The organism is Rahnella bruchi, assembly GCF_003614975.1.
Classification (GTDB): domain Bacteria; phylum Pseudomonadota; class Gammaproteobacteria; order Enterobacterales; family Enterobacteriaceae; genus Rahnella; species Rahnella bruchi.
On sequence record NZ_QZWI01000007.1, the window covers coordinates 25,994 to 49,889 of the forward strand.

Consider the following 23,896-nt stretch of genomic DNA (forward strand, 5'->3'; position numbering starts at 1 on the left):
GAAACATAAAAGCCCGCACAGCGTCGGGCTTTCAGGATTAATGCGATTCAGAGCACATCGAGCAGCCATTTCTGTGCCTGCGTCAGGCGGCTGGCGGTTTCAGGCTTCAGCCATTTGCGCTGATCCTGCTGCTGCGCATCCTCACGATCAATATAAAGGCTGTGCAACACGCGACGGCGTGTGCCTGTCTGGTTATTGGTGCCACCATGCCAGGCGTGCGCGTTGTAAATCATCACGCTGCCTGCCGGTGCCTCAAACACCACTTCATCCGGATGCGGCAGCCCCACATCGGCCAGCACATCTTCCGGCAATTCTGGTCGATGGTGAGTGCCCGGAATAATGCGCGGTGCGCCGTTGGCTGCGCTCAAATCGTCAATCGCCACGATAGCATTCACCAGATGCACCTTAGGGAAATCCGGGCGCGGTTTTTTCCAGTCCGCATGCAGTGGCTGATGTCCGCCGTGGTGCAGCGCTTCGCGACCGTTCAGGCTGGATACCTTGAACGCGCTCTGAAAAATATGATGGCAGACAGACAGGATCAGCGGATGCGACCACACCTTTTCCCACACCGTGCCTTTGTTAATCATGTTGGCGATGCGGGTCGCTGTGGCTTCCTGATGGTGTTCAACCGCCAGATTATCGCCCTCTTTTTCCACCAGAGAATCGAAGGCGGTGCGCATATCTTCCAGCCAGTCTTTATCGATAACATTATGAATAACAATGTAACCGCGGGTCTCCAGTTCGTCGGCTTGCGCCTGTGTCAGCGGTTGTGTGGCGCCCAGTGCGTCCAGGTACTGTTCAGATGAATGGTTCATTTCTCGCCCCTTCAGTTAACGTTTGCGTAACATAAAAGTACGGCAGTTTTTATAGGAAAAAACGATGCAAAACCTACGAAATACTGGATATTTGTGTGATGGCGAAAAAAGTGTGAGACAGCGTTAATTTCCGGGACGGGAATACAGCGGCTCATGTCGCAGAGACACGCTGCGCTTTCAGACGTTCCTGTAAAAAATCCAGAAACACGCGGGTGACTTCGCTGCGCTGACGATGCTGCGGATAAATCGCATGCAGGCTCAGCGCGCCGGGGTGAAAATCATCCAGCACCCGCACCAGCGCGCCGTACTGCAACGCCGGACCGACGATAAATTCCGGCAGCAACACCAACCCGAGTCCGGCCACGGCGGCATCGCGCAGCACTTCGCCGTTATTGCTCACAATCGGGCCACGCACTTCGAATAACCGGCGCTTGCCGTTGTGATCCAGCTCCCAGCCGGTCTGGCCTTCGCGGCCATAACGCAGACACTGATGCTGCAACAGGTCTTCCGGCGTTTGCGGCGTGCCCATGCGCTCCAGATACTGCGGGCTACAGCAGATCACCCGCTTCAGTTCACCGAGACGGCGCGCCACCAGCGAAGAATCCGCCAGATTGCCGATACGCAGTGCGATATCGAATCCTTCCCCGATCAGATCAACATACCGGTCCACCAGCTCCACCTGAAACTGAATCGCCGGATGTTGCCCGAGAAATTCGGCAATCAGCGGCGAAAGATGGCTGATACCAAATGACATCGGAATACTCAGGCGATACGAGCCCTGCAATACCTGGCGCTTTTGCGACACCGCCCGCTCTGCTTCTTCGATATCGTCGAGGATACGCTGCGCATGCCCGGCAAACAGCTGCCCGGATTCGGTGACCGAAAGTTTGCGGGTATTGCGGTTGAGCAGACGGGCGTTGAGTCCTGCTTCCAGTGCAGCCATGCGGCGGCTGACGTATTGCTTCGACAACAACAACTGTTCGGCAGCGGCAGTGAAACTTCCGGCTTTTATCACCGCGACAAAAATACGAAGATCTTCAATCTGCATCACTTTCTCCCCTCTTCTGAATGCCACACCATTGTCAACTAAACCGTGACAGTGATAGTCAAACCACCTCATTGTTGAGTAAATTAGTTTACGTGTATTCTCTGTTCATCGGAAGCGCAAACGCACTTCCTCCCTGACACACTGAGGAGTACACCATGATCGAACAACGTCTCTCTGAACAACGCGGCTTAGGTGACCACGGCTGGTTGCATTCCCGTCACACATTCTCTTTCGCCAGTTACTGGGATCCAAAACAGGTCGGTTTCTCAGACCTGCTGGTCATCAACGATGATCAGGTCGCAGCAGGCCGCGGCTTTGGCGCACACCCACACAGCAACATGGAAATCATTTCTTATGTGCTGGAAGGCGCACTGGCGCATAAAGACTCAATGGGTACCGGCTCAGTGATTGTCCCCGGTGATGTGCAGCTGATGAGCGCAGGCTCCGGCGTGACGCACAGTGAGTTCAACAATTCCGGCGACGAAGGCGTGCATTTCCTGCAAATCTGGATTGTACCTGCGGAAAACGGCACCAAACCGGGATACCAGCAGGTATCCGTGGCCGAAGCCGATAAGCGCGGGAAATTCCGTCTGGTGGTTTCACCGCAAGGCACCGACGGCTCACTGACCGTTCGTCAGGACATGAAGATTTATGCCGGTTTCTTCGATGGTGCGGAGCAGGCGACAGTAGAACTTAACCCGGAGCGTTATGCCTACATCCACGTGGCCCGCGGCAGCATCAAAGTGAACGGTATTGAGTTCAGAACCGGCGACGGTGCGCGGGTTCGTCAGGAAGATAAACTGACTTTCACCGACGGGGATCAGGCAGAAGTATTGCTGTTTGATTTGCGTCCGGTCGAAGTGAATCATCCGACCCGCTGATTGCCACAGTTCCAGCCTCCCCTGATGGGGAGGCTTTTTTGTTTTTAGCTGAACGCATAAAATCTCTATGTAAATCAATATTAACCCAGCTCTTATGCGATTGGTTTACGCTACTCATTTACGCTATAGTTGAATTGCTGCGGCAAAATCCGCAGCCGGGATTTGCACCCCGGATATCACAACGTCGATATATATGCTTTACGTTATATATCGAGGCCTTTGCACACCTGTTGCTTATTACTCATTCGTGTAATATGCACGCATCAATGGTGGCTCAGAGGGGGCAGTCTTCGGACTGGCCGGCATCCGTTGTGACCGGTAGTGCAAACTCCGTCTGAGCTATCACCATAGAGATTTGCACCTCCCGTGGTAGCCATTTATCGCTTTGCAACGGAAACTGCGAAATGACCACAAACTATCCAACCAATATATCTTTTCCTTTTCAGGACTGGCACCCTGCCGACATTATTGCGGCACTGCGCAAAAAAGGTACCACTCTGGCCGCGGTATCCCGTGCGGCAGGTCTGGGTTCTTCCACTTTGTCTAATGCTTTGTCCCGCCCGTGGCCAAAAGGCGAATTGCTGATCGCTCAGGCAATTGGTGTTCCTCCCTCCACGATTTGGCCCAGTCGTTACTTTAATGCTGTCACAATGGAATTTGTTGAAAGGCCATTGAGACCTGCCTATAAGAAAACGTCGTCTCCTGAATAGCAGTTTATCCGGGGGCGCAGAAAATGCGCCCTTCTTTGAGGGACAGGTGGGTGACGTTTCGCGCCTTTAATTCAAAATCAAAATCAAGGTCGTGGGCTCGCAGCCCGCACGATCTTAAATTCAACGGCAGACTGTTTTTCATCTTTTAAAAAGGTTGATTGGCGTGCTCAAAAATGGCACCGAATGAATGGTTCGAGACCTATGGCTCGAAACCTGAAATTCGGGGATCGCGCAGCGATGACATTTTGCGCCACTCACTGATGCAACAGAATATGTCCGTCGGGCCTGCGACAGCGCGCAGTTAAAAGAGCCTGGGATTCTCAAGGGGGGCTGCGATAGGCGCCCCTTGAGGCCGGTGTGGGTGGCAACCCACGACCTTGATTTTGACCTTAACCCGCATGTGGCCACCAATCCCACCTCCTATTCCATCTCCCGCAACTCCATAGCAACTATTGTTGTTTTACATCGTTTGTCCCTGACTTTAATAATCACTGTTAACGATGTGTTGCGAACATAAGGGAAAACGATGGGATACCGTTTGAGTTTGCTTGAAAAAAGTCCGCTGGATGAGCATGAAGATGCCGCAGCGGCGTTGCGGCGGACGCTGGAACTGGCCAGAAAAGCAGAAGAGTGGGGATATCACCGGTTCTGGCTGGCGGAACATCATAATACTGAAAAACTCGCGATCTCTTCTCCGGAAATCGTGATCGCCTGGATCCTTGCGCATACACATCGCCTGCGGGTCGGTTCCGGCGGCGTCATGTTGCAACATTACAGCCCGTATAAAGTGGCTGAAAACTTCAATCAGCTGGCGTCACTGGCCCCCGGTCGCGTGGATATCGGCATCGGCAAAGCGCCGGGGGGATTACCGCTTTCGACGCATGCGCTGCAATACGCGGTGGATCCCGCACGTAAGGGCGATTTTGCCGAACAATTGCGTCAGCTCGACGACTGGCTGTCCGTGCCCGTCAGAGGGAAGGACGCCGATGCACTTTCTGCAACGCCTCAGCCACCTCAGTCGGCTTCACGATTCTTGTTAGGCGCCAGCGAACAAAGCGCCCGTCTGGCCGCCAGTCTCGGCTGGAATTTCGTCTTTGCCGCGCATCTGAATGCCGACGAGCGTGATATTTCCAGCGCCCTTTCCGCTTATTCGCACGACAGTCATGGCAAACAGGCCCTTCTCGCTGTGCCGGTCATTGTGGCCGATACCACCGGGCAGGCCGCACGGCTGGTGGATAAAACGCAGCGCTACCGCGTTATCGCCAGCGACGGACAAAGCGTTAACGTCGGCAGCCATGAACAAGTTGAGGCTTATCTGCGCCAGTCAAAAGCCAAATCTCATCGTATTGAAGAACGTCAGTCTGAAGTGATCTACGGCACCGGTGAGGATGTTCATCAGCAGCTGGATGCGTTGCAGGCACGCTACGGTGTGGAAGAATTTATCATTGATACGCCGGTATCTCAACCCAGCGCCCGCCTGCGTTCCCTCGAACTGTTAGCAACAACCAGCGTTGCGCTAGCTTAAGGACGCAATATGAGCCATGTGATCCGCCTCGCTCAGGAATCAGAAGCCGCAGCGCTGCACAGCCTTTTGCAAAAGGCTTACGAACCGCTGCTGGAACATAACATTCATTTCACTATTACCCGCGCCAGCGTTGAAGATGTGCGTGATGTTATTCGCAATGAAACCACTTACGTGCTGGAAAATGACGGCGTGCTCACCGCGACGCTGACCACCCGTTTTCTGTGGACACCGGCGAAAAATCATCTTGCACCGTGGCCGTTTGTACACTGGTTTGCGGTGGCGGAACACGCCAAAGGTCAAGGTTTTGGTCATGAAATTATCAGCTACGTCGAAGAAACGTTTCTGCGCGACACGCTGAAATCACCGGCGGTGTATCTGGCGACGGCGGTGAAACACCCGTGGCTGACCGCTTTGTATCAGCGACGGGGTTATGAGCCGTTTCATCTGGCGACCAATCCGCTGGGTGTGGAACTGGTATATCTGCGCAAAATCCTCAATCAGCAGGCTTTCGACGCGCAGGAGCAGGCTCCGCTGGTTCGCTCTATCGCTGAATTACGCACGCTGGCTTAACGGCGGCTGAATAATATAATCTTAAGGATGAAATAATGAGTCAGAAAAAACAATTACGTCTGGGTGCTATTATTCAGGGCGCATCCGGAAATATGTCCGCATGGCGTCATCCGGATGCCGTGTCGGATGCCAGTATTAACATTCAGTTCTGCCAGCAATTAGCACAGAGAGCCGAGCAGGCTAAGTTTGATTTTTTATTTGTCGCCGACGGACTTTATATTACTGAAAAATCTATCCCGCATTTTCTCAACCGTTTTGAGCCGATCACATTGCTTTCCGCTTTATCGCTGGTCACTCAAAAAATCGGGCTGGTAGCGACATTATCGACCTCTTACAGCGAGCCGTTTACCGTCGCACGCCAGTTCGCCAGCCTCGATCATCTTAGCGGTGGACGTGCGGGGTGGAACGTGGTGACCTCACCGCTGGAAGGCTCGGCGAAAAACTTTTCCCGCGATAAGCATCCGGAACATGATGAGCGTTACCGTATCGCCAGCGAATACGTCAGCGTGGTGAAAGGTCTGTGGGATTCATGGGAAAAAGACGCGTTTGTGCGCAACAAAACCACCGGCCAGTTTTTTGCGCCACAGAAGCTGCATACGCTCAACCATCACGGCAAATACTTTTCGGTGCAGGGTCCGCTGAATGTCGGCCGCTCGCCGCAGGGCCGCCCGATAGTCTTTCAGGCCGGGGCTTCAGAACAGGGCAAAGCCTTCGCCGCCGAAGCCGCTGACGCCATTTACACCCGTCAGGAAACCCCGGAACTGGCGCGAGCGTTCCGACTCGACGTTCAGCGCCAGCTGGTGGAAAACGGGCGCGACGCCGAAGACATCCGCGTCTTCCAGGGCATCAGCGTGATCATCGGCGACTCGCCTGCCGATGCCGAGCGTAAATACCAGGAAACCGCGCAGCTGGTGACGCTGGAAAGCGCACTCGATTATCTTGGCCGCTATTTCGAACACCATGATTTTGCGCAATACGACCCAGATGCCCTGTTCCCGGACATCGGTGATTTAGGGCAAAACAGTTTTCGCAGCACCACAGATGAAATCAAACGTAACGCCCGCGAACATGGCCTGACACTGCGCCAGGCCGCACTGGAAGCCGCCACCCCTCGCCCGACGTTCTTCGGCACCGCAGAAAACGTCGCCGACGGTCTCGAACACTGGTTCACCTCGGGCGCGACCGACGGCTTTATCGTCCGCGGAGGAACCCCGACGGCGTTCGACGATTTCATCGACAGGGTGATCCCGATTTTGCAGGCGCGGGGATTATACCGGACGGAATATGAGGCAGGGACACTGCGGGGGAATCTGGGGCTACGGGAGCCGGAGAATCAATTCACAGCTAAGGGTGTGCATTCCGATGCACTGACGGCCTAAAATCAACCTATTAATGTCAACACCGTGGGCTCGCCGCCCACCATGGTTTGGATCAAGTTCAACACCTTGGGTTGCCACCCAAACTGGCTTGGCCAAGATTAAAACCTTGGGTTGCCACCCAAACTGGCCTTAAGAGGCGCCTGTCGCCGCGCCTCTTAAGAATCTCCGGCTCTTTTACTGCGCGCTAACGCTCGCTGGCTATGTTTCAGGTATCACTGCGACAGGCTGGAAATCTTGCCGCTGCGCGGTGCCTTCTCTCGGTCTTCGAGCCACTGGTCTCGAAGCCGCTCCGTTCAGCAAGATTTCTGAACCGCCCGCACGATCTTAAATTCAAAAAAGGAATGGATTTATCTTTAGATAAGCATATTGACATTTTGCGCCACTCACAATTGCGCCGGAACATGTCCGTCGTGCCTGCGACAGCGCGGAGTCCATAGGCCCGCGCGTTACCGGGTCTCTGGTCGGTGTGGGCCGACGCCCACGACCTTGAATTTACCCAGAGTATTACCGTTAGCCCCCCGGCAGTTTGGATGCCAATCCAAGATTGGATCTGAAATCCCCCCCTCCATACTCGGTATCAATCAGCCCGCGTTTGCGCAGCTCCGGCAGCAAACCGTTAATCAGCAAATCTTCCTGATCTGCCTGCCCCAACCCGTGCAAGGAAATCACATCCAGCACACCGGCGCGGTAGCGTTCTTCGATGGCGTTGGCGAGTTGTTCCGGCGTACCGGCGACAAACCAGTGGCCGGTTTCCTGGGCCTGCACGATCAGTTCGCGAAGCGTCAGTCCCTGTAAGGCAAAACGCTTGAATATTTCCGCACGACCGCGACGGCGGTTTATTTGTTCGATGTCAGGCAACAGCCGCAGCGGGATGGGCTGATCCAGCGCGGCGTCGCGCAAATCAATGTCGCCGCCCAGCATATCCGCCACTTTCAGACGCCCCTGCTGATAGTCAATTCGCTCGTGTTTTTCAAACAACCGGCGTGCCACGTCGGAAGGACTTTCACCGATGATCGAATGGAACGAATTCATGATAAGCGGCCGGTTTTCATGGCGTCCAAAGGCATCGGCGTGATGATGAACGCGCTCAACAAAAGCTTTCGCATCCTCCAGCGTGGGCTGCGAGGTATAGATCACTTCCGCGTATTTCGCACCAAGTTTCAGTCCCTCTTCCGACTGTCCGGCCTGAAACTGTACCGGCCGGTGTTGTGGCGGCGGCGGAACGTTCAGCGGGCCCTGAACGCGGAAAAAATCCCCGCGATGATTGATCGGATGCAGTTTGCGGGGATCGATATTCACCCCGCCGTTTTGGTTACGCACCACGGCTTCTGCCTGATTGGCATCGAATAAAGCGTTTATCACTTCGATAAATTCTGTGGCTCTGGCGTAGCGCACCTCTGGCGCGGGGAGCTGAATGTCACCGAAATTCTCTTCGCCAACCGAAGACGTTACCGCGTTCCAGCCCGCTCGTCCGCCGCTGACATGATCGAGCGTGCCGATCAACCGCGCCAGGTTATACGGGTGCTGATAGGTGGTGGACACCGTGGCAATCAGCCCGATTTGTGACGTGACCTGACTCAGCGCGGCAAGCGTAATCAACGGATCCTGACTGCCGGTCGAACCGGACAGCCCTTCCGGGTCAGCCTGCAACAAATCGGCAGTAAACAAACCGGTAATTTTTTCTCTTTCTGCAATATTAGCCAGCGAGATGGCGCGGGACATACCGGTCTGGCGGCGGGTGTCGTTCGACGCGTGGATCACACTCCCTGCCCCGACCAGGGTTTTTAAGCGTCTGCGGGATATATTCGTCAATCTCATCTCCTTTATCTGCACATAACTGTCTGCGTTAAAAATAGAGACCCGCGCTAATTACACCACGAACAAAAAAGCATTTTATTACCCTCTATTGAGATAAGCCGGTATTTGCCGCCTTCTTTAAACCGCAGAAATTCACTAAGTCATTTATTGATGCTGGTAAGCAAATATTGTGATTTTACAACTTAGCAACCTGACATTAATAATCCCTTCAGCCGCGCGGAATAAAGCGGTGTTATTGACTGAGTTCATTCGAATAATTCATGGCTTATTACCTGACGGGAAATGTATGAAATCCTCTTTTAACGTCCGTTCTCTTTCTGCACTCGCGCTGTTAGTGCTCTCTTGCGGCCAGTCGCTGTATGCCGCTGAACAACCGCAGCAAGGCGGAAATCTGACGTGGGGCGTAGAAACCGAACCCAATACGCTCAATCCGCAGTTAAACGGTCAGTCTAAAGCCGAGCTTATTCTGCGCGTCGCCTATGAATCACTGTTAGCACGCAAGCCGGACGGCTCGTACATACCGTGGCTGGCGACCGGTTATCAGGTGTCGGACGACGGCAAAACCTACACGTTTACCCTGCGCGATGACGTCAAATTCTCCAACGGCGAGAAATTCAATGCCGCTGCTGTCGCCGAAAACTTTCGTCATGCACAGGATCCAACGTATTGCGCAGGGTCGAGTATTTGCGCGCTGGCCGGACGAATTGCCAGCGTCGAAACGCCGGACGGGCACACCGTCAGCATTACACTGAAAGACGTATACAGCCCGTTCCTGTCATTTGCTTCCGGCCTGAAGCTGATTTCGCCTTCCTCCTGGACGTCACCGCAGCTGAAATCCGGCGGCACCGACCTCGCGGGAACCGGTCCGTTTATTCTCAAACGCTATGAGAAAGGCCAGCAGATTGAGTATGTGCGTAACCCGGATTACCGCTGGGCGTCGGCGAATGCGAAACATCAGGGGCCGGCGTATCTCGAAGGGATCACGTACCGTTTCCTGCCTGAATCCTCGGTGCGTACTGGCGCACTGCTTTCCGGTCAGGTCGATGTGATTGAAGGCGTTTCCGGCAACGATGCCGGTGAGTTTAAAGACAATCCTGATTTCACTTACCAGAACGCGCTCAATACCGGTACGCCGTATTCGCTGTTCCTCAACGTGAAATATGGCCCGACGCAGGACGTTAAAGTTCGTCAGGCGATTTTACAGGGTCTGGATATTTCACCGATTTTGCAGTCGATTTATCGCGGCGAACGTACACGCGTATGGGGCATTACGTCGCCGGTCGATCCGTTGTATGACGCCAGCCTGAGCGGTAAATACGGCAATAACACGACGCTTGCTAATCAGCTGCTCGACGAAGCTGGCTGGAAAACCAAAGGTGCAGACGGTATCCGCACTAAAGACGGCAAGCCGCTGAGCATCGAAATTATTCAGGCGCAGGCTACCGTGCGCGACCAGCGCGACGTGCTGTTGCAGGCGGTACAGGCGCAGGCACGTCAACGGCTCGGCGTGGATCTGAAAATCCGATATGTCGATTCCGGTACCTATACCGAAGTGCGCAAAACTGGCCAGTTCGGTTCGATTGCCAATTCGAATACCGATACCGACGGCATCGATATTGAAAACCATTATCTGCCGGTGAATGGTGGCGGTTCGATCAACTACAGCCGTACCGATGCGCCGGAAATTATTCCGCTGCTCAAAGGGGCGTCGCTGACGCTGGATAACGCACAGCGCAAAACGTTCTATGGTCAGTTGCAGAATTTCGTGGTGTTGCAGCAGGCGCTGGCGATCCCGCTTTACGAGCCGGAGGACCAGATTGCAGCGGCGTCATACGTGCACGGTGTCGGCTTCAGGCCATTCAAACAAATGCCGGAAAATGCCTATGACGTCTGGCTGAGCAAGCATTAATCAGAAGTAAGGAGTCAGAACATGTCGGCTGAAACTGCATTTATTTCTCCCCGTCGGCCTAAGGCCAAAGCTTCCTGGCGCGGGCGGATCACCCGGCGGATCCTCACCGGCATGCTGGTGCTGTGGGCAGCGGTCACGCTGTCATTTATCAGCGTTTACCTTGCGCCGGGCGATATCGTCAGTTTGCTGATGGGCGAACAGGTACATACCCCGGCGATTGAAGCGGCGATCCGCGCCGAATGGGGGCTGGATCAGCCGCTGTATCTGCAATATCTGCATTATCTGTGGCGCGTGCTGCACGGCGATTTTGGCCGTTCGTACATGCTCAATACCGACGTCAGTTCGCTGGTGTTATCGCAACTGTGGCCGACGCTGAAACTCACCGGACTGGCGCTGGTGGTCAGCCTGGTGTTTGCCGTGCTGATGGCGGTAACGACCGCGCACCGCCGCTGGGGGCAACGGATTGCCGGCTCTGTCGAGCTGATTCTGGCGTCTACGCCCTCTTTCTGGCTCGGCATCGTGCTGCTGTTTATCTTCAGCTTTACCCTGCGCTGGTTTCCGGTGGCCGGTGACCGCAGCTTTTCATCGCTGGTGCTACCGGCGTTTTCACTGGGTCTTGCTCAGGGCGCGGTGGTATCACAGGTGCTGCGACGCGGGCTGGAAGATGCGCTCGATGAGCCATTTGTTCTGACGCTGCGCGCCTGGGGCTTAGGCAATACCGTTATCCGTTTACGCCATGCTTTGCGCCACGCCGCGCTGCCTGCGGTCACCCTCACCGGCTGGTTGATTGGTGGCCTGCTCAGTGGTGCGGTGATCACCGAACAGGTCTTTGGCCGTCCGGGGCTGGGCAAAATTACCGTCGATGCGGTGCTGGGGAAAGATTTGCCCGTCGTGTTGGCCGTCGCGATTTTCTCTGCGCTGGTGTACGTGGTGCTCAGCACGCTGGTGGATATTTTGTATCTCTTTATCGATCCGCGGCTGCGCGACGCACCCGCCGCCGGGGAGGAAAACTCATGAGTCAGACTCTGCTTTCCGGGCGCGTCACACGCCGTTTTTCTGCCGGTGTTCTGCTGGCTTCTGGATTTTTACTTCTGGTGCTGCTGGCGGTGATCTTCCCTGCTCTGCTCACCCATTATGATCCGCTGAATGCCGATCCGGTTAACGCGCAGCTCGCGCCTTCCGCCACTCACTGGCTGGGTACCGATCAGCTGGGCCGTGACGTGCTGTCGCGCATTATTTATGGCAGCCGATATTCCCTGCTGATCAGTCTGGCGGCAATGGTGGTGGCGGTCAGTATCGGCAGCTTGCTCGGCCTGCTGGCGGGTTTGTTCAAAGGGCCGCTGGATGAGCTGATCAGCCGCGCGGTGGACGTGGTTTCTGCCTTTCCGGATTTGCTGCTGGCGCTGATGTTGATTGCCTTTACCGGCCCCGGCACCACCAATCTTATTTTCGCGCTCGGTGTGGCGTCGGTGCCGCGTTTCACCCGTGTGGTGCGGGCGCAGACTTTCGTGGTGATGTCTTCCGGTTATGTCGAACAGGCGCGCACGCTGGGGCTGAAGCGTCACGTGCTGGTCTGGCGTCATGTGCTTCCGCACGCCATTGCGCACGTTCCCGCACTGGCGACGCTCGGGCTGGGCACCGCGATTATCGGTACTGCCGGGCTGAGTTTTCTCGGCATGGGGCCGCAGCCGCCAACCGCCGAATGGGGGCTGATGCTGGCTGAAGGCCGTAATTATCTGCGAAATGCCTGGTGGATTGGCGTCTGGCCGGGTGTGGCGATCACCCTGACCGTGATTTCTGTTAACACGGTCGGGCGGTACTGGCAGGCCACTTTTGAAGGAAAACGTCCATGAGCAGCGAATTGTTTATTGATATCCAAAATCTGTCGATTTTCTTTCCGTCGGCAGACGGTGAAAAGGCCGCTGTCAGCGGGCTGAATCTGCAATTGCGTCGCGGGGAATCCGTGGCGTTTGTCGGAGAATCTGGCTCAGGAAAAACCGTCACTGCGCGCAGCCTGCTTGGCTTGCAGGATGCCAAAGCGCGGATTACTGCCGACCGTTTTGTTATTGGCGGCGAGGACATGCTCGGTGCCAGTCAGAGACGCTGGCGTAAAATTCGCGGCAGCCAGATTGGCTACGTGTTGCAGGACGCGCTGGTGTCACTTGATCCGCTGCGGCAGGTCGGACGTCAGCTTCGCGATGCGCTGACCGCCAGCAGTAAAACCGATCCGCAGCAACTCAGTGAACAGGTGATTTCCTCGCTGAAATCGGTCGGATTTCCCGATGCACAACATCGTCTGAACGCCTATCCACATCAGCTTTCCGGCGGTTTGCGCCAGCGCGTATTGATTGCCACCGCGCTGGCGGGAAATCCCGGCTTGCTGATTGCCGATGAGCCGACCACTGCGCTGGATATGACAGTGCAAAAGCAGATCCTGGATCTGCTGCAACAGCGGCGCGACAACGGCGAAAGTCTGCTGCTGATCAGCCACGATTTGTCGGTGGTCGGTCAGCTGGCCGACCGTATTCTGGTGATGCATCAGGGCAAAGTGGTCGAAGAAGGTCGTGGTGATAAACTGCTGACCGCGCCGGAACATCCTTATACGCAGCAGTTGCTGGCAGCGGTACCCAGCCCCGCGATGCGCGGCCTGAAGCTTTCCGGCCAGCGTGGCGAACGGCTGCCTGCACGCAATATTTCCATCACCCGTCCGGTGCTGGAAGCCCACAATCTCAGTAAAGAATACGCCGGTAAAACCGTGGTGAATCACGTCAGCCTGCAACTGTTTGCCGGTGAAACGCTGGGGATTGTCGGCGAATCCGGCTCAGGGAAAACCACGCTGGCACGGATGATCCTCGGGCTGACCGAACCGGTATCCGGCACTATCGACATTCAGGGACAACGCTGGAGTCAGGTTCCCGAATCGCAGCGCAGGCTGCAACGTCGCGGCATCCAGCTGATTGCGCAGGATCCGCTGAGTTCGTTTGATCCGCGCTATAACGTGGAAAAGATTATTGGCGAAAGCCTCGACAGCGTGGGTGTTTTTGGCGAAGAACGGCGCAACCGCGTCCGTCAATTGCTGGATGAAGTGCAGCTGGGCGACAGTTTTCTGCACCGTTATCCGCGCGAACTGTCCGGCGGTCAGCGTCAGCGTGTGGCGATTGCCCGCGCTTTTGCACCGAATCCGGCGTTGCTGGTGGCCGATGAACCGGTGAGCGCGCTGGATGTGTCTGTTCAGGCGCAGGTGCTGGATTTGCTGGCAAAAATGCAGGCTGAACACCGCACCGCGCTGTTGTTTATCTCACACGATTTAGGCGTGGTGCATCATCTGGCCGACCGGGTGATGGTGATGAAAGACGGCAGCGTGGTGGAACACGGACAGGTCGATGATGTGTTCCACCGCCCCGCCCATCCGTGGACGAAAAAGCTGATTGAAGCACTGCCGTCATTGAGCTTACGTCCGCAAAGCTTATGTTCGCAGACTGCGGCGGCGCTGTAAGGCTTTACCGGCAAGCGCCGCCAGCGATGCGCACAGCAGGTAATACATCAGCCCGACCAGCAGGAAGATTTCCGCCGGGTAAATTTGCACCCGGTTATTCACCTGTCCGGCCACCGTGGTCAATTCGGGCACGTTGACGATAAACGCCAGCGAGGTGTCTTTGACCAGGGAAATCAGCAACCCGAGATACGACGGCAGCAGGTTCGGCCAGGCCTGCGGCAGCAGCACGAACAACAGCACTTTGCTGTCACTCATCCCCGACGCAATCCCCGCTTCAGTTTGCCCGCGCGGCAAGGCTTCCAGACCCGCCAGCGTCGAATGCATCACCGCAGCCGAAGTAAACCATGCCAGCGCCAGGATCACCGTCATCGGGCCGGGAATCGAACCACCAAACACCACCGGCAGCAGGAAATACAGCCAGAAAATGACGAATATCAGCGGGATCCCACGGATAAATGACGCCCAGATAAACAGGATTTTCCTCGTCCAGCCGCCGAAACGCCACGCCAGCGCCGCCATCGTGACACCCAGCAACAACGCCAAAACCCCTGCTGAAGCCGCCATGATCAGGGTGAGTAATACCCCACCCGGCTCGCCGTCGGCCAACCGTCCCCACAGCAAATACGTGAAGTTGTCGTGCAAAACGGACCAGTCAAATTCCATCGCGGGTTTCCTCCGTCAGTGCCACCTGTGGCCGGTGCTGCGGGCGCTTCGGACCCAACGCCGTCATCACCCCGCCGAGGATCAGTCCGAGCGCCAGATACAACAGCGTGCCGACCGCAAAGCCTTCAAACGCATGCGCGTTATAGCTTTCAATCTGGCTGACCTGATACGTCAGTTCCGAAAAACCGATACCCGTCGCCAGCGAGGAAAGCTTCATCAGGTTAAGATACTGACCGGTGATCGGCTGCCATGCGTTGGTCAGCGACTGCGGTAAAAGGATGGTTAGCAGCAACGTTTTACGGCTGAAACCCTGCGAAATCGCTGCTTCCGTCTGGCCTTTGGGCACGGAATTCAGCCCTGCCTGCACTTCTTCCACCAGAAAGGCCGCCGTGAACAGCGCCAACCCCCACGCGGCACATAAGAATTCCGGTGTCAGCCAGGCAATGTTGCCCGGAAACGTCGCCCACGGATGGTTGTCGCCAATGTAAAAACGCCAGCTTTGCGGCAATGCGCCGTACGCGGCGAAATACCAAAACAGCAGTTGCACCAGCAGCGGCGTGTTGCGAAAAACCGAGACAAACGCCGCCACCGCGCCACGGGCAATGCGCGAAGAACTCAGGCGCAGTGCAATCAGCAGCACAGTCAGGAGCGTGGCGAGCAGGCTGCCAACAATGCTGACGTACAGCGTGGTGAGAAAGCCGGAGATAATCCATTGCAGAGGCTGGCCGGTCAGCACGCCAGCCCAGTCGGGATGCCAGATCATAGCCCTGCTCCTGCCTGCGGATGCAGCGGAAACAGGACTTTTTGCAGAAACCGCTGCGCGCGCGGATGCTGCGGCCGCAGGAAGAAATCTTCCGGCTGCGCCTGTTCAAGAATTTCGCCGCCGTCCATGAAAATCACCCGGTCGGCGATCTCACGGGCAAAACTCATTTCGTGCGTCACCACAATCATGGTAATGCCGCTTTTCGCCAGTTCCTGCATCACCAGCAAGACTTCGCCGATCATTTCCGGATCGAGCGCCGAGGTCGGTTCATCAAACAAAATAATCTTCGGGTCAGTGACCAGCGCCCGTGCAATCGCCACACGCTGCTGCTGACCGCCTGAAAGCTGCTCGGGATAATGCTGCGCCTTATCGCCCAGCCCGACGCGCGTCAGCAACGCCCGCGCTTTTTCGCGCGCCACACTTTTCTTCCAGCCGTGGACTTTAATCAGTGCCAGGCTGACGTTTTCCTCAGCGGTGAGATGGGCATAAAGGTTGAACTGCTGGAAGACGAAACCGATGTGCGTGCGCAACTGGCGTAATGCGGCACCTTTGAGGTTTTGCGTCGGCTGACTGTCGATAAGAATTTCGCCACTGCTGGCGGATTCGAGCTGATTAATGAGGCGGATCAGTGTGGATTTCCCCGATCCGGAAGGCCCGCAAACGGCCACGACTTCGCCGCTGTCCACGCGTAAATCGACTTTGCGGATCACCTCATGCGGGCCGAAAGATTTACTGACCTGACGGAATTCGACAGCGGCATTTTTACCGGCCGGTGAATGTGAAAAAACCGCAGATGTCGCTGCGGTTGAGAAAGTGTCTTGCTGCATGTGCATTACCTTGCATAAAACAGATTATTTGGCTTCGATTTTGAACAGACGCGGTTGTGGAGATTTTGTCTGCGGGCCGAACCAGACGTTATAAATGCTGACCGCCTGACCGTTTTTCTCCAGATTCAGCAGCTCATCGTTCACCACTTTCAGCAGGCTGGTTTCGCCTTTTTTGACGCCCACGCCAATCTCTTCTTTGCTCAGTAATTCAGGCAATACTTTGTATTTCGCTTTGTCCGGCGCGCCGTCCAGCAAACCGGCCAGAATTGTGCTGTCCTGCGTAATCGCCTGAACATTGCCGTTACGCAGTGCAGCAAGCGCCAGAGGAATATCGTCATAAGACAGCACGCGCGATTGCGGGAAGCGGTTATGCAATTCCTGCTCGCCAGTGGTGCCTTTCACCGCGCCGATACGCGCCGTGGCGTAAGCATCCAGTTTATCCGGCGAATTCGCGGGTATCAGGAACTGCTGACCGGTGACGAAATACGGCACGGAGAAGTCGATCACTTTCGCGCGTTCCGGCGTGATGGTGATATCAGCCACAATCAGATCCGCTTTGCCGGACTGCAATAACGGAATACGGTTGGCCGGATTGGTCGGCACCAGCTGCAATTTTACGCCCAGCGTTTTGGCCAGCGCCTTCGCGAAATCGACGTCATAACCGACGATGTCATGCGTTTTGGCATCCACAGAACCAAACGGCGGATTGGAATCGAAAGTCGCGACTTTCACCACACCGGCTTTTTTGATGTCCGCCAGCTGATCTGCATGGGCGGCGAAAGTAGAGATCGTGCTGAGCGCCAGAAACAGACCCGCAGCAATTTTGGTTTTATTAACGTTAATGACAGCCATCGTTTTTCCTTATGAATAGTCTTCAGAGGGCTCGCGCCCTAATTTTTCAAATAGAGTATTCCGAACAAATACAGACCTGTTTTTCTTTTGTAAGTCAGAGAATTGCACAGGGGGTGACAGCGGTGCCACTAACAAAAAAGGATATAGATGGGTGATTTAGGCATAAGCAAACGGGATGGTGCCGGGCAACCATGAGCCGTAAGGTCAAAGTCAACACCTTGGGTTGCCACCCAAACTGGCCTTAAGAGGCGCCTGTCGCCGCGCCTCTTAAGAATCTCCGGCTCTTTTACTGCGCGGTGCCTTCTCTCGGTCTTCGAGCCACAGGTCTCGAAGCCGCTCCGTTCAGCAAGATTCCTGAAACGCCCGCACGATCTTAAATTCAAAAACCGAATGGATTTATCTTTTAGATAAGCATATTGGCGTGCTCAAAAATGTCACCGAGTGAACGGTTCGAGACCTGAGGCTCGAAGCCTGAAATGAGGGAATCGCGTAGCGATGACATTTTGCGCCACACACAATGGCATCGGAACATGTCCGTCGTTCCTGCGATAGCGCGCAGTGAAAGAGCGAGGAGTCCAGAGGCCCGCGCGTTACCGGGTCTCTGGTCGGTGTGGGCCGACGCCCACGGTTTTGAAGTTGCAGTTGCAGTTGAAGTTGAAGTTGAAGTCAAAGGCCGATCACACGCGGCCCCAACCTGTAATCCCCTGATTTTCTTAAAATCCCCCTCTTTGTACATACCGTTACACGCCGATACCAATCACTCACGGACAGCGCTGTTCGTCGCGCCTATTATTCTTTCACCGGCCCCGCAGTGGGGTGGACACTTAAACTAAGATTCTGAGGAATTACACATGAAAAAAGTATTAGCTCTGGTTGTAGCCGCTGCAATGGGCCTGTCTTCAGTTGCTTTCGCTGCTGAAACCACTGCAACTCCGGCACCTGCTGCAACAGCAACTACCGCTGCTCCGGCTCATGCAACTAAGCATAAAGCACATAAAAAACCTGTGCAGAAAGCTCAGGCTGCCAAGAAACACAAAAAAGCAGCTAAGAAAGCTGCACCGGTAGCTCAGAAAGCTCAGGCTGCTAAAAAACACGTGAAACACGCTAAAAAAGCTGCACCAGTAGCGCAGAAAGCTCAGGCTGCTAAAAAACACGTGAAACACGCTAAGAAAGCTGCACCAGTAGCGCAGAAAGCCCAGGCTGCTAAAAAACACGTGAAACACGCTAAGAAAGCTGCACCGGTAGCCCAGAAAGCTCAGGCTGCTAAAAAACACGTGAAACACGCTAAAAAAGCTGCACCAGCTGCAAAAGCAACTCCAGCAGCATAAGTAGTCAGTAAGACGTCTTTGTGAGCGTATCTACTCACCATTATCAAGACTGATGATTTAACACCCGGTTCGCCGGGTGTTTTTTTCTCCGGTTCTTTATCTTGAGGTACTGATGGAAGATGCTGCGCCGCTACCTGTTCGAAATCACCCTGTGCTCTCTGATCCTCTGCGGTCTGATCACCCTGTTCTTCTACTTCTGAAGTATCCCGGATGACGCCCGTCATCTCCTCAAAAGATTGAGTTATCAGACAAATCTATCCAACACGAAAGATAACCGTCTATAATCGTTCCATAATAACTGGTTATCGGGTTCTCCCTGTTTTCAAGGTCAGAATGTTATGCGCATCGCGTTACCGCTTTTTTTGTGCTTTTTCTGTTTTACTGCCAGTCCTCTTGTTCATGCAGATTCTCCGGATGACGCAGACAGCGACGCACCTTCAATCAGCTTAAAAGAAAAAACTGCCCTGTTCTTCGGACACGATCAGCGAACTCAGGTCGCCGCAGCGGCGCGCTGGCCATGGCAAGCCATCGGACAGATTGAAACCGAAAGCGGTAATTTATGTACCGCCACCCTGATTTCCAAACATCTGGTCCTTACTGCCGGTCACTGTGTTCTTGCGCCTCCGGGCAAAATCGACAAAGTGATTGCCCTGCGTTTTATTTCCCACAATCAAAAATGGCGTTATCAGATAACGGCCCTGCAAACGCTGGTGGATCCAAAACTCGGTAAGAAGCTTAAAGCCGATGGCGATGGCTGGATTGTTCCGCCGAAAGCGGCTCCGTTCGATTTCGCGCTGGTCCGCCTGACGGATGAAAAACTGGCGCTGCCGATCAAACCCCTGCCACTGTGGGAAGGTTCACGCGACGATCTGACTGCGGTGCTCAAGCAGGAAGGCCGGAAAGTGACGCAGGCGGGTTATCCGGAAGATCATCTCGACGATTTATACGTGCATCAGGATTGCCTGGTGACGGGCTGGGCGCAACCGGGCGTATTATCGCACCGTTGCGACACGCTGCCAGGCGACAGCGGTTCGCCGTTATTGCTTAAAAATGCTGACGGCTGGTCTCTGGTTGCCATTCAAAGTTCCGCGCCTGCCGCACAGGACAGGTATCTGGCCGACAACCGTGCGCTGGCAGTTCCGGCAATTCGAGACGCGCTGAACACCCTGTCGTCCGGTGTGATCAGCGGCAGTTCTCCGGCACCCGCACAGTAAGTATTCAATTCACCGTTTCAGAGCATAAAAAAAACCGCCTTAATGTATAAGGCGGTTTTTTAATGTGGACAACCGGTTAAACCAGCTGTTCCATGGTCTGCAAAATGCGTTTATCCGAGATAGGATATGGCGTGCCGAGTTGCTGTGCGAAGTAGCTGACGCGCAGTTCTTCAATCATCCACCGCACTTCTTTGACTTCCTCACTTTGCTGACGAACCGGCGGCAGTTTGTTAAACCACTGCTGCCATTGTCTCTGGATGTTTTCGACTTTCAGCATCTGCGCACGGTCGCGGTGCGGATCCATCGCCAGTTTATCCATCCGGCGTTCAATCGCCTGCAAATACCGCAGGGTATCCGGCAGACGTTTCCAGCCGTTTTGCGTCACGAAACCGCGATAAATCAGTCCGGACATTTGCGCTTTAATATCCGAAAGCGCCAGCGCCATGGTGATATCTATCCGCCCTTTCAGCCGCTTGTTGATGCTGAAAACGGTAGTCAGTATTTGCTCCACCTGAATCGCAATCTGTACCACCGTATCATTGAGGTTGGCACGCACATGCTCATGCAGTTTCGCAAAATCTTCCTCACGCCACACCAGCCCGCCGGATTCGGCGATCAGTTTATCGATACCGCAGGAAATGCAGTCGTCGATCAAGTCCAGTACTTTGCCGTACGGGTTAAAATACAACCCCAGTTTGGCTTTATTCGGCAACTTCTCGTGCAGATATTTAACCGGCGAAGGAATATTTAGCAACAGCAAACGCCGCATCCCGCCGAGCATCGCCTGTTGCTGTTCCAGCTCACTGTCAAACAGGCGGATCGCCACGCTGTCTTTCTCATCGACAATCGCAGGATATGCTTTCACTTCATAGCCGCCGCGCTTTTGCTCATAGCGTTCCGGTAAAGTCCCGAAGCTCCAGACATGCAGATCGCGCTGCTCGATACCGTCATCTGCAACCGCAGAAAGCGTTTGCTGAACCTGCTCTTTCAGACCGGATTTCAGGGCCAGCAGGTCTTTGCCTTCACGCAGCGTTTTATTTTTGTCGTCAACGATGCGGAAGGTCATTTTAAGATGATCGGGCACCTGGTCCAGCTGCCAGTCTTCACGTGACACCGTCACGCCGCTCATCTTACGTAGCTCTTTTTCCATCGCATCGAGCAATGGCATTTCGAACGGTTTGATGCGCCCGAGTAAAGCATCGGCGTAATTCGGTGCCGGGACAAAATTGCGGCGAACCGGTTTTGGCAGCGATTTAATCAGTGCCATAATCAGGTCGCGACGAATGCCAGGGATCTGCCAGTCAAAACCTTCTTCAGTCACCTGATTAAGCAGCGGCAGCGGAATATGCACGGTCACGCCGTCGGCGTCCGTACCCGGTTCAAACTGGTAAGTGACGCGCAGTTTGAGATTGCCCTGATGCCAGAAATTCGGGTAATCGTGGGCGCTGATATTGCCCGCGCCCTCTTTTATCAGCATGCTTTTTTCAAAGTTCAGGCTGTCCTGCGGCTGTTTTTTCCACCAGGTGTCAAAATGACGCGCAGAAACGACTTCCTGCCCGATGCGTTGCTCGTAGAACAGGAACAACGTTTCGTCGTCGACCAGAATATCGCGGCGACGGGATTTGTGTTCCAGTTCCTCGACTTCGGTGCGCAGGCGTAAATTAGCGCGGAAGAACGCGTGGCGCGTCTGCCAGTCGCCTTCGACCAGTGCATGACGGATAAACAGCTCGCGCGACACCACGGGATCAATCGTGCCGTAGTTCACCCGACGGGCAGCCACGATCGGCAGGCCGTACAGCGTGACTTTTTCCGTCGCCATTACGGCGCCCTGTGCTTTTTCCCAGTGCGGTTCGCTGTAACTGCTTTTCGCCAGATGCTGTGCCAGCGGCTCAATCCATTCCGGTTCGATACGTGCGGCAATGCGTCCCCACAGGCGGCTGGTTTCCACCAGTTCGGCGACCATCACCCATTTAGGCGATTTTTTGAATAATCCGGAGCCCGGAAATACGGCAAAGCGCGCATTGCGTGCACCGGTATACTCCTGTTTATCCACATCCTTCTGGCCGATATGCGAAAGCAAACCGGTCAGCAGCGAGCAGTGAACTTCACGATATTCAGCCGGTTCGCTGTTCACCGGCAGACCGAGTTCTTTCACCACCTGACGCAGCTGGGTATAGATGTCCTGCCATTCACGCACGCGCAGATAATTAAGGTAATCGCTGCGACATAACTTGCGAAACTGCGCCGACGACAGCTCTTTCTGCTGCACTTTCAGGTGGTCCCACAGGTTCACGAACGCCAGGAAATCGGAATCTTTGTCGGCAAAACGGCGATGTTTTTCATCTGACGCCTGCTGTTTGTCCATCGGACGTTCGCGCGGATCCTGAATCGACAGCGCCGAAGTGATGATCATCACTTCCCGCATACAGCCATTTTTCTGCGCTTCCAGCACCATACGCGCCAGACGCGGATCCACCGGCAACTGCGCCAGCTGGCGGCCCAGCGGCGTCAGCGTATAACGGCCATCGACAGCATTATTAATGGCATTCAGTTCTTCGAGAAGGCGCACACCGTCCTGAATATTGCGTTTATCCGGCGCTTCCACAAACGGGAATGCGCCGATATCGCCCAGCCCCAGCGACGTCATTTGCAAAATAACGGAAGCCAGATTAGTACGCAGAATTTCAGGATCGGTAAATTCCGGACGTGACAGGAAATCCTGTTCCGAATAAAGACGGATACAGATACCTTCGGATACACGACCGCAGCGCCCTTTACGCTGGTTGGCCGACGCCTGGGATACCGGTTCAATCGGCAAACGCTGTACTTTAGTGCGGAAACTGTAGCGGCTGATGCGCGCGGTACCGGGGTCAATCACATATTTAATGCCCGGCACGGTCAGCGAGGTTTCGGCAACGTTGGTCGCCAGCACGATACGACGGCCAGAATGCGACTGGAACACGCGGTTCTGCTCGCTGTTCGACAGACGTGCGTACAGCGGCAAAATCTCAGTATGCGGCAGTTCCAGACGGTTCAGCGCATCGGCGGTATCACGAATTTCACGCTCACCGCTCATGAAAATCAGGATGTCGCCCATGCTTTCGCGGCCAAGCTCATCAACCGCATCAAAAATTGCCTGCAACTGATCGCGATCGACATCGTCGGCGTCATCGACAATCGGGCGATAACGTACGTCAACCGGATACGTCCGGCCTGAGACTTCAATGATCGGTGCATTATTGAAATGGCGCGAGAAGCGCTGAGGATCGATAGTCGCCGAGGTAATAATGACTTTCAGATCCGGACGCTTTGGCAGCAGCTGACGCAAATAACCGAGGATAAAGTCGATATTAAGGCTGCGTTCATGCGCTTCATCGATGATCAGCGTGTCGTATTGCATCAGCATGCGATCCTGCTGGATCTCCGCCAGCAGAATACCGTCGGTCATCAGTTTAACGAGAGTGTTTTCACTGACCTGATCGTTAAAGCGAACTTTATACCCGACCGTATTACCGAGCGTGGTATCCAGCTCATCGGCAATACGGTTAGCGACGGTACGCGCCGCCAGACGACGCGGCTGGGTATGGCCAATGACGCCTTTGATACCGCGACCGAGTTCCATACAGATTTTCGGGATCTGCGTGGTTTTACCGGAGCCGGTTTCACCCGCCACAATCACCACCTGATGGTCACGGATGGCGTTAAAGATGTCTTCTTTCTTCTGGCTGACCGGCAGGTTTTGCGGATAGCTGATTTTTGGCCGTGACGCTTCACGGGCGCTGACTTTTTTCAGGCTCTCGGTGATGGCAGTCTGGATTTCAGCACTTAACGCGTCGAGTGCTTCGGGTTTATCAATCTTTCTGGCACCCTGCAAACGGCGTTGCAGGCGTTGCCGGTCACGTAGCATCAGCCCGTCTAATTGCGCCGATAATGCCGCGAGCGGTGATTTCACGTTCACAATTCCTTGTTGCATGTCAGCCGGAGGGCAGTACTTCTGCGCCTGCTGAATCTGAATGGGTGATGAGGAAGGTTCATGCCTTGCCTGCTTGCGTCTATGTTAACACAAGGTATTGAAGATGCTGAAAACGGGTAATTCAG

21 protein-coding genes are annotated in these 23,896 nt (G+C 54.8%); 13 read left to right on the forward strand and 8 right to left on the reverse strand.

Features of this window, described 5'->3' with window-relative positions; all coding sequences use genetic code 11:
• Positions 1-47 precede the first annotated feature (47 nt).
• Together D5398_RS13510 and D5398_RS13515 are read right to left on the reverse strand one after the other, a co-directional pair.
• Positions 48-815, reverse strand: coding sequence for a phytanoyl-CoA dioxygenase family protein (locus D5398_RS13510; RefSeq protein WP_120508102.1), 768 nt, complete (start codon positions 813-815; stop codon positions 48-50).
• A gap of 151 nt (positions 816-966) precedes the next feature.
• Positions 967-1,863 (reverse strand): LysR family transcriptional regulator, encoded by an 897-nt coding sequence (locus D5398_RS13515; RefSeq protein WP_120508103.1) that lies wholly within the window; start codon positions 1,861-1,863, stop codon positions 967-969.
• 155 nt (positions 1,864-2,018) lie between these two features.
• Between D5398_RS13515 and D5398_RS13520 the strand changes: the two genes are divergently transcribed.
• The 6 genes from D5398_RS13520 to D5398_RS13545 all read left to right on the forward strand — a co-directional run bounded on the left by D5398_RS13520 (position 2,019) and on the right by D5398_RS13545 (position 6,928).
• Positions 2,019-2,744 carry a pirin family protein gene (locus tag D5398_RS13520; RefSeq protein WP_120508104.1) on the forward strand — a complete coding sequence of 242 codons (726 nt, stop codon included), beginning with the start codon at positions 2,019-2,021 and terminating at the stop codon, positions 2,742-2,744.
• A gap of 254 nt (positions 2,745-2,998) precedes the next feature.
• On the forward strand, positions 2,999-3,082 hold the full coding sequence (locus tag D5398_RS25850) for an ash family protein (protein WP_415838463.1): 84 nt from the start codon (positions 2,999-3,001) through the stop codon (positions 3,080-3,082).
• Between the two features lie 66 nt (positions 3,083-3,148).
• Positions 3,149-3,454 (forward strand): helix-turn-helix domain-containing protein, encoded by a 306-nt coding sequence (locus tag D5398_RS13530; protein WP_120508106.1) that lies wholly within the window; start codon positions 3,149-3,151, stop codon positions 3,452-3,454.
• A gap of 526 nt (positions 3,455-3,980) precedes the next feature.
• Positions 3,981-4,979 carry an LLM class flavin-dependent oxidoreductase gene (locus tag D5398_RS13535; RefSeq protein ID WP_120508107.1) on the forward strand — a complete coding sequence of 333 codons (999 nt, stop codon included), beginning with the start codon at positions 3,981-3,983 and terminating at the stop codon, positions 4,977-4,979.
• A gap of 9 nt (positions 4,980-4,988) precedes the next feature.
• Entirely contained in the window at positions 4,989-5,549 is a 561-nt protein-coding gene (locus tag D5398_RS13540) for a GNAT family N-acetyltransferase (RefSeq protein ID WP_120508108.1), read from the forward strand.
• Between the two features lie 35 nt (positions 5,550-5,584).
• Positions 5,585-6,928 (forward strand): LLM class flavin-dependent oxidoreductase, encoded by a 1,344-nt coding sequence (locus D5398_RS13545; protein ID WP_120508109.1) that lies wholly within the window; start codon positions 5,585-5,587, stop codon positions 6,926-6,928.
• Positions 6,929-7,438: 510 nt separating this feature from the next.
• Here D5398_RS13545 and D5398_RS13550 read toward each other — a convergent pair.
• On the reverse strand, positions 7,439-8,740 hold the full coding sequence (locus D5398_RS13550) for an NtaA/DmoA family FMN-dependent monooxygenase (RefSeq protein ID WP_208645950.1): 1,302 nt from the start codon (positions 8,738-8,740) through the stop codon (positions 7,439-7,441).
• 292 nt (positions 8,741-9,032) lie between these two features.
• On the opposite strand from D5398_RS13550, the gene D5398_RS13555 reads away from it, so the two are divergent.
• The 4 genes from D5398_RS13555 to D5398_RS13570 are packed head-to-tail and all read left to right on the forward strand — an operon-like array spanning position 9,033 to position 14,151.
• Positions 9,033-10,655, forward strand: coding sequence for an ABC transporter substrate-binding protein (locus D5398_RS13555; RefSeq protein WP_120508111.1), 1,623 nt, complete (start codon positions 9,033-9,035; stop codon positions 10,653-10,655).
• A gap of 21 nt (positions 10,656-10,676) precedes the next feature.
• Positions 10,677-11,672, forward strand: coding sequence for an ABC transporter permease (locus D5398_RS13560; protein ID WP_120508112.1), 996 nt, complete (start codon positions 10,677-10,679; stop codon positions 11,670-11,672).
• Positions 11,669-12,508 carry an ABC transporter permease gene (locus D5398_RS13565; RefSeq protein ID WP_120508113.1) on the forward strand — a complete coding sequence of 280 codons (840 nt, stop codon included), beginning with the start codon at positions 11,669-11,671 and terminating at the stop codon, positions 12,506-12,508. Before D5398_RS13560 ends, D5398_RS13565 begins: the two co-directional genes overlap by 4 nt.
• Entirely contained in the window at positions 12,505-14,151 is a 1,647-nt protein-coding gene (locus tag D5398_RS13570; protein ID WP_120508114.1) for a dipeptide ABC transporter ATP-binding protein, read from the forward strand. The genes D5398_RS13565 and D5398_RS13570 overlap by 4 nt, the downstream gene beginning before the upstream one ends.
• On the opposite strand, the gene D5398_RS13575 is transcribed toward D5398_RS13570, so the two are convergent.
• From D5398_RS13575 to D5398_RS13590, 4 genes are read right to left on the reverse strand one after another with little or no spacing between them, the layout of a single operon-like run.
• On the reverse strand, positions 14,122-14,814 hold the full coding sequence (locus D5398_RS13575; protein WP_120508115.1) for an amino acid ABC transporter permease: 693 nt from the start codon (positions 14,812-14,814) through the stop codon (positions 14,122-14,124). The genes D5398_RS13570 and D5398_RS13575 overlap by 30 nt on opposite strands.
• Positions 14,804-15,577 (reverse strand): amino acid ABC transporter permease, encoded by a 774-nt coding sequence (locus D5398_RS13580; RefSeq protein WP_120508116.1) that lies wholly within the window; start codon positions 15,575-15,577, stop codon positions 14,804-14,806. The genes D5398_RS13575 and D5398_RS13580 overlap by 11 nt, the downstream gene beginning before the upstream one ends.
• Positions 15,574-16,404, reverse strand: coding sequence for an amino acid ABC transporter ATP-binding protein (locus D5398_RS13585; protein WP_120508117.1), 831 nt, complete (start codon positions 16,402-16,404; stop codon positions 15,574-15,576). The genes D5398_RS13580 and D5398_RS13585 overlap by 4 nt, the downstream gene beginning before the upstream one ends.
• 24 nt (positions 16,405-16,428) lie before the next feature.
• Positions 16,429-17,256, reverse strand: coding sequence for an ABC transporter substrate-binding protein (locus D5398_RS13590; protein WP_120508118.1), 828 nt, complete (start codon positions 17,254-17,256; stop codon positions 16,429-16,431).
• A gap of 851 nt (positions 17,257-18,107) precedes the next feature.
• Between D5398_RS13590 and asr the strand changes: the two genes are divergently transcribed.
• From asr to D5398_RS13600, 3 genes are all read left to right on the forward strand, one after another.
• A complete protein-coding gene (asr, locus tag D5398_RS13595; protein ID WP_120506535.1) occupies positions 18,108-18,584 on the forward strand; it encodes an acid resistance repetitive basic protein Asr in 477 nt (158 codons plus the stop codon).
• Positions 18,585-18,703: 119 nt separating this feature from the next.
• Positions 18,704-18,784 (forward strand): small membrane protein YdgU, encoded by an 81-nt coding sequence (gene ydgU / locus D5398_RS25900; protein WP_455567028.1) that lies wholly within the window; start codon positions 18,704-18,706, stop codon positions 18,782-18,784.
• A gap of 138 nt (positions 18,785-18,922) precedes the next feature.
• Positions 18,923-19,798: a trypsin-like serine peptidase gene (locus D5398_RS13600; RefSeq protein WP_120508119.1), complete on the forward strand. Its 876-nt coding sequence runs from the start codon at positions 18,923-18,925 to the stop codon at positions 19,796-19,798.
• Between the two features lie 76 nt (positions 19,799-19,874).
• On the opposite strand, the gene hrpA is transcribed toward D5398_RS13600, so the two are convergent.
• A complete protein-coding gene (hrpA, locus tag D5398_RS13605) occupies positions 19,875-23,750 on the reverse strand; it encodes an ATP-dependent RNA helicase HrpA (protein ID WP_120508242.1) in 3,876 nt (1,291 codons plus the stop codon).
• Between the last annotated feature and the right edge of the window lie 146 nt (positions 23,751-23,896).